Here is a 12132-nt window from a genome sequence, read left to right on the forward strand (position 1 = left end):
GCCGTGAAGCCGGATCAGGCTTCACGGCTTAAATGCTCCTTACAGGCCGGGCAGGCGCTGGCGAATCTGTTCTACGACTGTGTCGAGGGTTCCGCTTTCGTTGGTCTGCACGCGTTTGCTGCAGAGTATTTCTGCGGGCGTCAATGCTTCACGACTGGCTTGCTGGGCTTCGATTACGGCCAGGGTGGCGTCGGACGGATCCTTTTTGTCTGCCTGGCGCAGGGCCAGCCAGCTCTCGATCACTGCTTGGGGTGCATTGCAGTCAAGGATCAGGAACGGCGCGCCGGTCGCTTCGGCCACTTTCGCCGCCTTGTCGCGCTCTTCATGCTTGAGGTAGGTGGCATCGACCACCACCGGGAACCCGGCGTGCAGGATCAGCCCGGCAATTTCATGCAAACGCTGGTAGGTCGCGACACTGGCATCGGCACTATAAATGCCGGCTTGCAGGTCATTGGCGACGGTTTGCTCGCCGAACAGGCGTTTGCGTTCGACATCGGAGCGCAGGCGAATCGCCCCCAGTGCTTCGACCAGGCGCATGGCCACGTGGCTTTTGCCAACGGCGGAAACGCCGTGGGTGATGGCCATGAAGGGGGACGGGATGGTGCTGTAGCTTTCCGCCAGGTTGGCGTAGTTGCGGTATTGGCGCAGTGTCGTGGCGCGCTGCACCGCAGTGGCCTCGGCCGGCATGCTGAACAGAGTAACCTTGGCGCGCACCAGCGCCCGGTAGGCTTTATAGAAGTTCAGCAGTTCCAGGCCACGGTAATCGCCGGTCAGCTCCAGGTATTGGCTGATGAATCGACGTGCCAGGCACTTCAGGCCGCGGTCTTCCAGGTCCATCGCCAGGAAGGCGGTGTCGGCGTACACGTCGGTGAAGCGGAACGGTTCGTTGAACTCGATGCAGTCGAAGATCACCACGCGGCCGTCGATCACGGTAGCGTTGCCCAAATGGATGTCGCCGTGGCATTCGCGAATGAAGCCCTCGGCCTTGCGTTGGGCAAACAGTGGCTTGAGACGCTCGAAGCTGCTTTCAGCCCAGGCCAGCAGGGCGTCCAGTTGCAGCAGGTCGGCCTTGTCGCTGAGGAAGGGGCGAATTTGCTCGAAGTTCTGCCGTACAGGGGCCATGACGCTGTCTGCGGTCCCGGCTTCGTGTTCTGCCGGCACTCGCGGTGCGTCCAGATGGAAGCGGGCAATCTGTTCAGCCATCTGGTCGATGTGCGCCGGTGTCAGTTCGCCATTGGCTTGCAGAGTGCTGAGCAATCCGTCCTGATCAAACTGGCGCATTTTCAGCGCGTACTCGATGGCTGGACCCTCGCCGCCCAGTTGCGGTGCTTCGGCGCTACCGGTGATCGGTAACACTTCGAGATAAAGATCCTGGGTCAGGCGCTGGTTCAGGCGCAGCTCTTCTGCGCAGAAGTGCTTCCGAGCCTCGAGGGTGGTGAAGTCGAGGAAGCCGAAGTTCATCGGCTTCTTCACTTTATAAGCAAAGGGGCCGGTAAGCACGACCCAGGAAATGTGGGTCTCGATGACCTTGAATCCATCTACAGGATGCGGGTAGAGGGCCGGGTTTTGCAGGGCGGCGATCAGGGACTGGCTCACAGGCGATCCTTAAGAGTCGGAAAAAATTCAGGTCGTCATTATGGCGTCTAGCCAGCCTAACGCAAACTCGCGGGCCTCCTGTTGACTATGAATAAAGTGCGTATAATCCGCCGCCATGACTCGTACTCGATCCCCCCGTACCCCAAAGAATCCCCCCTCCAGAGGCCTGCGGCCCTGGCTTGGCTGGGCCCTTAAACTCAGCCTGGTCGGCCTTGTGGTGCTGGCCGGGTTCGCCGTTTACCTCGATGCCATCGTGCAGGAGAAGTTCTCCGGTAAGCGCTGGATGATTCCGGCCAAGGTCTACGCACGTCCGCTCGAGCTGTTCGTCGGACAAAAGCTGAGCAGGGACGATTTTCTCACCGAGCTCGATGCCTTGGGTTATCGCCGTGAAAGCGTGGCCAACGGTCCGGGCGCGGCTTCCGTCAACGGCAATACCGTCGATCTGAATACCCGTGGCTTCCAGTTCTATGAAGGCATGGAGCAAGCGCAACCGGTGCGTGTGCGCTTCTCGGGCGACTACGTGGCCGAGCTGTCGGCGGCCAAGGGTTCGAAACTGTCGGTGGTGCGTCTGGAACCGCTGCTGATCGGTGGCCTGTACCCGAAAAACCTCGAAGACCGGATCCTGATCAAGATCGATCAGGTGCCGCCGTATTTGCTCGAGACCCTGGTCGCGGTCGAGGACCGTGATTTCTATCACCACTTTGGTGTCTCGCCGAAGTCGATTGCCCGGGCGATCTGGGTCAACGGCTCGTCGGGTCGCATGCGTCAGGGGGGTAGTACCCTGACCCAGCAGCTGGTCAAGAACTTCTACCTGACCAACGAGCGCAGCCTGACCCGCAAACTGACCGAAGCCATGATGGCGTTGCTGTTGGAACTGCACTACGACAAGCGTGAGATCCTTGAGGCTTACCTCAACGAAGTGTTTATCGGTCAGGATGGTCAACGCGCGGTGCACGGTTTCGGCCTGGCCAGCCAGTTCTTCTTCAGTCAGCCTCTGGCCGAGCTCAAGCTGCATCAGGTGGCCTTGCTGGTCGGCATGGTCAAGGGGCCGTCCTCCTACAACCCGCGCCGGTATCCGGAGCGTGCACTTGAGCGACGTAACCTGGTGCTCGACGTGCTGCAGGAGCAGGGTGTCGCCACGGCGGAGCAAGTCGAAGCGGCGAAAAAAATGCCGTTGGGCGTGACCAAGCGCGGCAGTCTGGCGGACAGCTCGTTCCCTGGCTTCCTTGACCTGGTCAAGCGCCAGCTGCGTGAAGACTACCGCGACGAAGACTTGACCGAGGAGGGGCTGCGGATCTTCACCAGCTTCGATCCGATCCTGCAGATGAAGGCCGAAGCGTCGGTCAACGACACGTTCAAGCGCCTGTCCGGTCGCAAGGGCTCGGATGAGGTCGAGGCGGCGATGGTGGTGACCAATCCGGAAACCGGCGAGGTGCAGGCCATGATCGGCAGTCGCCAGGCCAGCTTTGCCGGTTTCAACCGGGCGCTGGACGCGGTGCGGCCGATCGGCTCGTTGATCAAGCCGGCGGTTTACCTGACGGCGCTGGAAAAACCGAGCCAGTACACATTGACCAGTTGGCTGTCGGACGACTACTTCTCGGTCAAGGGCGCCGACGGCCAGGTCTGGAAACCGCAGAATTATGATCGCCGTTCCCACGGCACGGTCTTCCTTTACCAAGGGCTGGCGCACTCCTACAACTTGTCGACCGCACGCCTGGGCCTGGCCGTGGGTGTGCCGAATGTCCTCAAGACTCTTGGGCGCCTGGGTGTCAGTCGCGAGTTTCCGGCCTTCCCGTCGATGTTGCTGGGCGCTGGCGGTATGACCCCGATCGAAGTGGCGACCATGTACCAGACGCTCGCCAATGGCGGTTTCAATACGCCGATGCGCGGGATCCGTAGCGTCCTGACGGCGGAAGGCGAGCCGCTCAAGCGTTATCCGTTCCAGATCCAGCAGCGTTTCGACCCCGCGTCGATCTACCTGATCCAGAGCGCCATGCAGCGCGTGATGCGTGAAGGTACCGGCAGCTCGGTCTACAACGTGTTGCCAAAGACCTTGACCCTGGCCGGCAAGACCGGCACCAGTAACGACTCGCGAGACAGTTGGTTCGCAGGTTTCAGTCAGGACTTGCTGGCGGTGGTCTGGTTGGGACGCGACGACAACGGCAAGACACCGTTCACGGGTGCCACCGGTGCGTTGCAGGTCTGGACCAGCTTCATGCGCAAGGCCGACCCGTTGCCGCTGGACATGCCGCAGCCGGATAATATCGTTCAGGCCTGGGTCGATTCGCGAACCGGCCAAGGCTCCGACGCCGGTTGCCCCGGCGCCGTGCAGATGCCGTATATTCGCGGCAGCGAACCGCCTCCCGGTCCCGCTTGTGGTGGCGAAAGCCCGATCAACGGTGAAACGGTGATGGATTGGGTCAAGGGCTGGATGAATTAAGCAAAGAGGGTTTCAAGTGAACAAGTGGTTGATTCCAGCGATTACCGCCGTGGCTTTGCTCAGCGGTTGTTCTTCGGTACAGCGCGGCTCGATTCCGGTGGTGGACTCCGGCACCAAGGTCTCCAATAGCGAGCGCGTATCGGCGAACGGCGGCTACCGTCAGACGACGGTAAAGCGTCCTGTGCAACCCCAGGCCCAGGAGATTCCACAAGGCGATACCGGTGTTGTCGTGATGGTGCCGGGTGGTGGTGCGGTGACGTCGGCACCGATCAGCACGACTCCGATTACTCCGGGACCAATAACCCCGGGCCCGATTACGCCCGGGCCGATCGATACGTCGCCGGTTCAGTCCGCACCGGTCAATCAAGGCAGCTACAGCATGCCCTCGACACCGAGCGGGATTCCGTCGGCCACTTCCGGTGGCTTGTCCGCCGACGAGCAACTGGACGGGCCGGTGCTGGCATTATTAACCACCGCTCAGCAGCAACAGGCCGGCGGCGATCTCAATGGCGCTTCTTCCAGCCTCGAGCGCGCCCAGCGTGTCGCCCCGCGTGAGCCGCAAGTGCTCTATCGCCTGGCGCAGGTGCGCATGGCCCAAGGTGATGCGCCGCAGGCCGAGCAATTTGCTCGCCGTGGCCTGACCTTCGCCAACGGGCGTCCGGCACTGCAGGCCAGCCTTTGGGAGCTGATTGCCCAAGCGCGCGAGAAGCAGGGTGATTCGGCGGGCGCCGCTTTGGCTCGCCAGAAAGCCAAGGTTACTTCGTGATGGATGTACGGTTTCCGAAGATTGCCGATCAACTGCTGCTGATCGAACGCGAATTGCGGGTGCAAGGGTGGTGGGACGAGGTCGCGCCATCCGCTGAAGCGCTGTCCAGCGTCGAGCCGTTTTCAGTTGATACGCTGGACTTCGAGCAGTGGCTGCAATGGATCTTCCTGCCGCGCATGAAAGCAATCCTGGAGCAGGATCTGCCCTTGCCGAATGCATCGGGGATTCAGGAGATGGCTGAAATGGTCTTCGCCCAGCGCAATGTCCAGGGCAAGGATCGGCAGCTGCAGGCTTTGCTCAAAGAGTTCGATCAACTGATCACCGCCTCGCGCTGAGCTGCGATCCCCTGTAGGAGCTGTCGAGTGCAACGAGGCTGCGATCTTTTGATCTTGCTTTCAAAAAAAGATCGCAGCCTCGTTGCACTCGACAGCTCCTACGGGCTCCTACATGCAGTTATCCGCAATCTGCATTTGCGTTTCATCGATGCGCTCCTGACGCTGGGAGTCGTCAATACGCCGCATCTGGCCATCCACTTCCTCTCTCAAGCGCGGATTATTCTGTAGCTGCGCCAGGTTGGTTCGTGCCTGTTCGCAGAAGACCTTCAGCTGGTTCTGTTGCTCGCTCACCTGCTTCTTCACCGACTTGTCGATCGCCTGTTGGTCGCCAATGGCCCCGTTTTGTGCGCCAGTGCCCGACCTGCCAGGCTTTGGGGCGGGCGTGACGATGGTAGTGGCAGGCTGATCCCGAGGCGGTTGAGCATCGAAATGGGTAACGCCCTGGGCGTCGACCCACTGGTAAATCTGCGCGGCCATGCACATCGGGCTAAGGGCGAGCATCAGGCCGGCGATGAGGAAGTGCGTACGCATGCCAATTCCTTGTCAAAAGTTGCGCAATTGAAGCTAACACGCAGGGGGTTTACAGGTTTTTTCTTGCGTTCTCATGTGGTTAGTAGAATAAAGCTCATAGACGACTTGACTTGCAAGGGATGAAACAGAAGAATCCAAAGTCCGCTGTAGAGGGACTGCCAGAAGCAGACCCACTCGGCAGATCATGAGGCGCACATCCGCGCCGACCTGTTACACCCGCAACGCGTTACCTCGCGCTGGGTGGGAAAGGCCCGCAACACTTGGGACGATCCCAATACTTGCTCAGTCAGTGCTGACGTAGTCGGCGACCACCGTCGCTCATGCTCTGCTGGGAAGTAAACCTATTAAGACCCGTCCCCCTTTTCGTGGACGGTATTCTGGCGTTTTAGAGGTGAACAACGTGGAGCTTTTATCTGGCGGTGAGATGCTCGTCCGCTTTTTGCGCGACGAAGGCGTCAAATATATCTACGGGTACCCGGGTGGTGCTCTTCTTCATGTCTATGATGCCTTGTTCAAAGAACCGGAAGTGACTCACATCCTGGTTCGTCACGAGCAGGCCGCGACCCATATGGCTGACGGCTACGCCCGTGCCACCGGTAAAGCCGGCGTGGTACTGGTGACCTCCGGCCCGGGCGCGACCAACGCCATCACCGGTATCGCCACGGCCTACATGGACTCCATTCCGATGGTGGTGATTTCCGGCCAGGTGCCTAGCACCATGGTCGGTACCGACGCCTTCCAGGAAACCGACATGATCGGTATCTCCCGGCCGATCGTGAAACACAGCTTCATGATCAAGCATGCGTCGGAAATCCCGGAAGTCATGAAGAAGGCGTTCTACCTGGCGCAATCCGGTCGTCCTGGTCCGGTCGTTGTCGACATTCCGAAAGACATGACCAACCCGGCCGAGAAGTTCGAATACGTCTTCCCGAAAAAAGCCAAGCTGCGCTCCTACAGCCCGGCCGTTCGCGGCCACTCGGGGCAAATCCGCAAGGCGGCAGAAATGCTCCTGGCGGCCAAGCGGCCTGTGCTGTATTCGGGCGGTGGCGTCATCCTGGGTGGTGGTTCCGCGCCGCTCACCGAGTTGGCGAAGATGCTCAACCTGCCAGTGACCAACACCCTGATGGGCCTGGGCGGTTACCCTGGTACCGACCGTCAGTTCATCGGCATGCTGGGTATGCACGGCAGCTACACCGCCAACCTGGCGATGCACCATGCTGACGTGATCCTGGCCGTCGGCGCGCGCTTCGACGACCGCGTCATCAACGGCGCATCGAAGTTCTGCCCGAACGCCAAGATCATCCACATCGACATCGACCCGGCTTCGATCTCCAAGACCATCAAGGCCGATGTGCCTATCGTGGGTCCGGTCGAGAGCGTCCTGACCGAAATGGTCGCGATCCTCAAGGAAATCGGCGAGACCCCGAACAAGGAGTCCGTGGCCAGCTGGTGGAAGCAGATCGACGAGTGGCGCGGTGACCGCGGCCTGTTCCCTTATGACAAGGGCGACGGCAGTGTCATCAAGCCGCAGGCGGTGATTGAAACCCTGTGCGAAGTGACCAAGGGCGATGCCTTTGTAGCCTCCGACGTGGGTCAGCACCAGATGTTCGCGGCGCAGTACTACAAGTTCAACAAGCCGAACCGCTGGATCAACTCCGGTGGCCTGGGCACGATGGGCTTCGGTTTCCCTGCGGCCATGGGTATCAAGTTGAGCTTTCCGGATGATGACGTCGCCTGCGTAACGGGCGAGGGCAGCATCCAGATGAACATTCAGGAATTGTCGACCTGCCTGCAATACGGTTTGCCGGTCAAGATCGTCATCCTGAACAACGGTGTACTGGGCATGGTTCGCCAATGGCAGGACATGAGCTACGGCAGCCGTCACTCTCATTCCTACATGGAATCGCTGCCTGATTTCGTCAAGCTGGCGGAGGCCTATGGCCACGTTGGCGTGCGCATCACTGATTCGAAAGATTTGAAGTCGAAGATGGAAGAGGCGTTCGCCATGAAAGATCGCCTGGTGGTAATCGATATTTCGGTCGACACCAGCGAGCACGTCTATCCGATGCAGATCAAAGACGGCTCCATGCGCGATATGTGGCTGAGCAAGACGGAGCGTACTTAATCATGCGGCACATTATTTCCTTGCTTCTGGAAAACGAACCTGGCGCTTTGTCTCGTGTTGTCGGCCTGTTCTCGCAGCGCAACTACAACATCGAAAGCCTGACCGTGGCCCCCACCGAAGACCCGACCCTGTCGCGTCTGACGCTGACCACTGTCGGGCACGATGAAGTCATCGAGCAGATCACCAAGAACCTGAACAAGCTGATCGAAGTGGTCAAATTGGTCGACCTGTCGGAAAGTGCTCACATCGAGCGCGAACTGATGCTGGTCAAGGTCAAGGCCACCGGCGCCCAGCGCGCCGAGATCAAGCGCACCACCGATATTTACCGTGGACAGATCGTCGATGTCAGTGCCAGCGTATATACCGTTCAATTGACCGGTACCAGCGACAAGCTCGACAGCTTCATCCAGTCCATTGGCACCGCCTCGATCCTGGAGACCGTCCGCAGTGGCGTCACCGGTATTGCCCGCGGCGACAAAGTACTCAGCATCTAAACCAAATTAGCGAATGGCCTGAACGGCCTGATATAGGGGAAATTCATGAAAGTTTTCTACGATAAAGACTGCGACCTGTCGATCATCCAGGGCAAGAAAGTTGCCATCATCGGTTACGGCTCCCAAGGCCACGCTCAAGCGTGCAACCTGAAAGATTCCGGCGTTGACGTGACTGTTGGCCTGCGCAAAGGCTCGGCCACTGTTGCCAAGGCTGAAGCCCACGGCCTGAAAGTGACTGACGTTGCTTCCGCTGTTGCTGCTGCCGACCTGGTCATGATCCTGACCCCGGACGAGTTCCAGTCTTCCCTGTACAAGAACGAAATCGAGCCGAACATCAAGAAAGGCGCCACCCTGGCCTTCTCCCACGGTTTCGCGATCCACTACAACCAGGTTGTGCCGCGCGCTGACCTCGACGTGATCATGATCGCGCCGAAGGCACCAGGTCATACCGTACGTTCCGAGTTCGTCAAAGGCGGCGGTATCCCTGACCTGATCGCGATCTACCAGGACGCATCCGGCAACGCTAAAAACGTAGCACTGTCCTACGCTGCTGGCGTGGGTGGCGGTCGTACCGGCATCATCGAAACCACCTTCAAGGACGAGACTGAAACCGACCTGTTCGGCGAACAAGCCGTTCTGTGCGGCGGTACCGTTGAACTGGTAAAAGCTGGTTTCGAAACCCTGGTTGAAGCTGGCTACGCGCCGGAAATGGCCTACTTCGAATGCCTGCACGAACTGAAGCTGATCGTGGACCTCATGTACGAAGGCGGTATCGCCAACATGAACTACTCGATCTCCAACAACGCCGAGTACGGCGAGTACGTGACTGGCCCGGAAGTGATCAACGCCGAATCCCGTCAGGCCATGCGCAACGCCCTGAAACGCATTCAGGACGGCGAATACGCCAAGATGTTCATCAGCGAAGGCGCTACCGGCTATCCTTCGATGACCGCCAAGCGTCGTAATAACGCCGCGCACGGTATCGAAGTCATCGGCGAGCAACTGCGCTCCATGATGCCTTGGATCGGTGCCAACAAGATCGTCGACAAAGCCAAGAACTAAGTCGATTGCTTGTCCGAAAAACGCGGCTTAGGCCGCGTTTTTTCGTTTGGGTGACCGGTTCTGGTATAAAGCTGCATCGTTTGCGGTCGAACCGTCGTCCCAGACACCTGTCGAAACTTTCCACCCCGTTGCAAGGTAATGTCCATGAGCGAACGTCCCGAAGAGCCAAAGCAGGCTTCTGACGCCGAAAGCCTTCTGCCCATCGATGAGCACATCGAAGAAGGGCATGACGCTGACGGCCGTAAAGTCCGGCATCGTGGTATCTATCTTCTGCCGAATCTGTTCACCACTGCGAATCTCTTCGCAGGGTTCTATTCCATCATCAACTCGATGAGCGCCCAGAGTGCCTTGAGTGCCGGCGATTCGATTGGTGCGAGCAAGTATTTTGCGTTCGCCGCCATCGCGATTTTCGTGGCGATGGTGCTCGACGGCCTTGACGGCCGCGTTGCCCGCATGACCAATACCCAGAGCGCCTTTGGCGCCGAGTACGACTCGCTGTCGGACATGGTCGCCTTTGGCGTGGCACCGGCGTTGCTCGCCTTCGGCTGGGCGCTTGGTGACATGGGCAAGGTCGGCTGGATGGTCGCCTTCATCTATGTCGCGGGTGCGGCGTTGCGCCTGGCACGGTTCAACACCCAGGTCGGTACTGCCGACAAGCGTTATTTCATCGGTCTCGCCAGCCCGGCTGCGGCGGGAGTCGTAGCCGGTATTGTCTGGGCGTTCAGTGATTACGGCATCCAGGGTTCCAAGATGTCCTTCCTGGTTGCGCTGATGGTGGCGGCGGCCGGCATGCTGATGGTCAGCAACATCAAGTACAACAGCTTCAAGGAGCTGGACCTGAAAGGGCGCGTTCCGTTTGTGGCGATCCTTGCTGTGGTGTTGGTGTTTGCCGTCGTATTCAGTGATCCGCCGCGCATCCTGCTCCTGGTGTTCCTCGCCTACGCCGCATCTGGTCCAGTGCAATACCTGTTACATCTTCGTCGGCGTAAAAGCGCCGAGTGATGTAATTTCCCTCATACTCCGCAGTCTGTTGGTGCGCCTGTTCTCCAATGCTGCGGAGTAGCCATGCTGATCAAAGTCCCAAAAGCGTCCGACTGCCATGAGTCGGACGTCACGCCTGAATCTCTCTATCTTTCTCGACGCAATGTATTGGGTGCTGCCGTAACCGGATTGGCGGTGAGCAGTCTGCCGCGGTGGGCGGTGGCCGATGAAGCGGCGCGATACCCGGGTGTCGAGCCTGGCAAGGCACCCTCCTGGTTTGGCGAAAAGCTTCCCTCGATTCGATGGGGTGCCGTCAGCGTGAAGGATGAGGCGATCACACCGTTCAAGGACGCGACGCATTACAACAACTTCTATGAGTTCGGCACTGACAAGGGTGACCCGGCTGCCAACGCCGGTGCGCTGAAAACCGAACCCTGGAGCGTGGTCGTGGACGGGGAGGTGGGTAAGCCTGGGCGGTATGCTCTGGAAGACTTCATGAAGCCTTATCAGTTGGAAGAGCGCATTTACCGTTTGCGCTGCGTTGAGGCGTGGTCGATGGTGATTCCATGGATCGGCTTCCCCATTTCGGCGCTGCTTGGCCAGGTAGAGCCCACGTCAAGCGCCAAATTCATACGCTTCGAAACCCTGCAGGATCCAAAGAGCATGCCTGGACAGCGGTCCGGGTTCGCCTTGATCGACTGGCCTTATGTAGAAGGGCTGCGATTGGATGAAGCCATGAACCCGCTGGCAATACTGGCGGTGGGGATGTACGGGCGTGAGTTGCCGAACCAGAACGGGGCGCCTTTGCGTTTGGTCGTGCCATGGAAGTACGGGTTTAAAAGCATCAAGTCCATCGTGCGGATAAGCCTGGTGAGCGAACAGCCTAAAACCACTTGGCAGAGTATTGCCGCGGATGAATACGGTTTCTACGCGAACGTGAATCCTACGGTTGACCACCCGCGCTGGACCCAGGCTCGCGAGCGCCGACTGCCGAGCGGCCTGTTCAAGCCCAATGTGCGTGACACGCTGATATTCAACGGTTATGCGGATGAAGTCGCTTCTTTATATGCAGGGCTCGATTTGCGGAAGAATTATTGATGCGATATCCGCTCTGGCGTACAGCGGTTTTCATTTGTGCAATGGTGTGGCCGCTGCTTTGGTTGTACCAGGCCTGGCAGGATGCGCTGGGGCCTGATCCCGGCAAGGTGCTGGTTGATCGGTTGGGGTTAGGGGCGCTTGTGCTGTTGCTCATCACGCTCAGTATGACGCCGCTGCAAAAGCTCACGGGTTGGGCGGTGTGGATAGCGGTCCGGCGGCAATTGGGATTGTGGTGTTTCGCTTACGTGGTTCTGCACTTGAGCGCCTACCTGGCGTTCATCCTTGGATTTGACTGGTCGCAGCTAGGTGTCGAATTGCGCAAGCGACCGTACATCATTGTCGGGGCATTGGGTTTTTTGTGTTTGCTGTCGTTGGCTTGCACGTCCAATCGATACAGCCAACGACGTATGGGAGTTCTTTGGAAGAAGCTGCATCGCTTGGCTTATCTGGTTCTCGTACTCGGATTGCTGCATATGCTCTGGATCGTGCGCGCCGATGTTAAGGAGTGGTCGATCTATGCATCTATAGGCGCATTGCTGTTAGTGCTCAGGCTGCCGCCGCTGGCTCGTCGAATCCCGCGCCTGATCGCTAAAAAGGGTACTTCTGCCAAAAAGGCGTAATTAGTGGTTGACGGCAGATTCTGGAAGCCTATAATTCGCCCCACTTCCGGCGCAGTCGAAACGGAAAACTCCTTGGTAAACAAT

11 protein-coding genes are annotated in these 12132 nt (G+C 58.9%); 9 read left to right on the forward strand and 2 right to left on the reverse strand.

Annotation, left to right across the window (positions count from 1 at the left end; genetic code table 11):
- Positions 1–39: 39 nt before the first annotated feature.
- Complete coding sequence (locus AC3WWR_RS21220) at positions 40–1596, reverse strand: bifunctional aminoglycoside phosphotransferase/ATP-binding protein (protein ID WP_020798583.1); 1557 nt, start codon at positions 1594–1596, stop codon at positions 40–42.
- Positions 1597–1711: 115 nt separating this feature from the next.
- Here AC3WWR_RS21220 and mrcB point away from each other — a divergent pair, with 115 nt between their 5' ends.
- The 3 genes from mrcB to AC3WWR_RS21235 are packed head-to-tail and all read left to right on the forward strand — an operon-like array spanning position 1712 to position 5137.
- Positions 1712–4036, forward strand: a complete 2325-nt coding sequence (gene mrcB / locus AC3WWR_RS21225) for a penicillin-binding protein 1B (RefSeq protein ID WP_033044039.1) — start codon at positions 1712–1714, stop codon at positions 4034–4036.
- Positions 4037–4052: 16 nt separating this feature from the next.
- Positions 4053–4802, forward strand: a complete 750-nt coding sequence (locus AC3WWR_RS21230) for a tetratricopeptide repeat protein (RefSeq protein ID WP_020798581.1) — start codon at positions 4053–4055, stop codon at positions 4800–4802.
- Positions 4802–5137 (forward strand): YqcC family protein, encoded by a 336-nt coding sequence (locus AC3WWR_RS21235; RefSeq protein WP_020798580.1) that lies wholly within the window; start codon positions 4802–4804, stop codon positions 5135–5137. Before AC3WWR_RS21230 ends, AC3WWR_RS21235 begins: the two co-directional genes overlap by 1 nt.
- A 108-nt stretch (positions 5138–5245) precedes the next feature.
- Here the strand turns inward: AC3WWR_RS21235 and AC3WWR_RS21240 are convergent, their stop codons facing one another.
- Positions 5246–5668: a DUF4124 domain-containing protein gene (locus AC3WWR_RS21240; protein WP_489326402.1), complete on the reverse strand. Its 423-nt coding sequence runs from the start codon at positions 5666–5668 to the stop codon at positions 5246–5248.
- Between the two features lie 400 nt (positions 5669–6068).
- Between AC3WWR_RS21240 and AC3WWR_RS21245 the strand changes: the two genes are divergently transcribed.
- The 6 genes from AC3WWR_RS21245 to msrQ all read left to right on the forward strand — a co-directional run bounded on the left by AC3WWR_RS21245 (position 6069) and on the right by msrQ (position 12048).
- The gene (locus AC3WWR_RS21245) at positions 6069–7793 is read left to right on the forward strand and encodes an acetolactate synthase 3 large subunit (RefSeq protein ID WP_020798578.1); all 1725 of its coding nucleotides are present in this window, start codon (positions 6069–6071) and stop codon (positions 7791–7793) included.
- Between the two features lie 2 nt (positions 7794–7795).
- Complete coding sequence (ilvN, locus tag AC3WWR_RS21250) at positions 7796–8287, forward strand: acetolactate synthase small subunit (protein WP_003176102.1); 492 nt, start codon at positions 7796–7798, stop codon at positions 8285–8287.
- A gap of 45 nt (positions 8288–8332) precedes the next feature.
- The gene (gene ilvC, locus AC3WWR_RS21255) at positions 8333–9349 is read left to right on the forward strand and encodes a ketol-acid reductoisomerase (protein WP_007909969.1); all 1017 of its coding nucleotides are present in this window, start codon (positions 8333–8335) and stop codon (positions 9347–9349) included.
- Positions 9350–9493: 144 nt separating this feature from the next.
- Positions 9494–10351 (forward strand): CDP-diacylglycerol--serine O-phosphatidyltransferase, encoded by an 858-nt coding sequence (gene pssA / locus AC3WWR_RS21260; RefSeq protein WP_020798577.1) that lies wholly within the window; start codon positions 9494–9496, stop codon positions 10349–10351.
- Between the two features lie 63 nt (positions 10352–10414).
- The gene (gene msrP, locus AC3WWR_RS21265) at positions 10415–11428 is read left to right on the forward strand and encodes a protein-methionine-sulfoxide reductase catalytic subunit MsrP (protein ID WP_020798576.1); all 1014 of its coding nucleotides are present in this window, start codon (positions 10415–10417) and stop codon (positions 11426–11428) included.
- Positions 11428–12048, forward strand: coding sequence for a protein-methionine-sulfoxide reductase heme-binding subunit MsrQ (gene msrQ, locus AC3WWR_RS21270; protein WP_042955491.1), 621 nt, complete (start codon positions 11428–11430; stop codon positions 12046–12048). The genes msrP and msrQ overlap by 1 nt, the downstream gene beginning before the upstream one ends.
- The last annotated feature ends 84 nt before the right edge of the window (positions 12049–12132 follow it).

The sequence above is a fragment of the Pseudomonas sp. EB271-G4-1 genome, assembly GCF_058791355.1.

What these genes read in the sequence shown, in the direction of transcription:
- msrP (WP_020798576.1), top strand. Translation starts at nt 10,415, where the DNA reads ATGCTGATCAAAGTCCCAAAAGCGTCCGACTGCCATGAGTCGGACGTC.
- msrQ (WP_042955491.1), top strand. Translation starts at nt 11,428, where the DNA reads ATGCGATATCCGCTCTGGCGTACAGCGGTTTTCATTTGTGCAATGGTG.
- ilvN (WP_003176102.1), top strand. Translation starts at nt 7,796, where the DNA reads ATGCGGCACATTATTTCCTTGCTTCTGGAAAACGAACCTGGCGCTTTG.
- AC3WWR_RS21235 (WP_020798580.1), top strand. Translation starts at nt 4,802, where the DNA reads ATGGATGTACGGTTTCCGAAGATTGCCGATCAACTGCTGCTGATCGAA.
- ilvC (WP_007909969.1), top strand. Translation starts at nt 8,333, where the DNA reads ATGAAAGTTTTCTACGATAAAGACTGCGACCTGTCGATCATCCAGGGC.
- AC3WWR_RS21240 (WP_489326402.1), bottom strand. Translation starts at nt 5,668, where the DNA reads ATGCGTACGCACTTCCTCATCGCCGGCCTGATGCTCGCCCTTAGCCCG.
- pssA (WP_020798577.1), top strand. Translation starts at nt 9,494, where the DNA reads ATGAGCGAACGTCCCGAAGAGCCAAAGCAGGCTTCTGACGCCGAAAGC.
- mrcB (WP_033044039.1), top strand. Translation starts at nt 1,712, where the DNA reads ATGACTCGTACTCGATCCCCCCGTACCCCAAAGAATCCCCCCTCCAGA.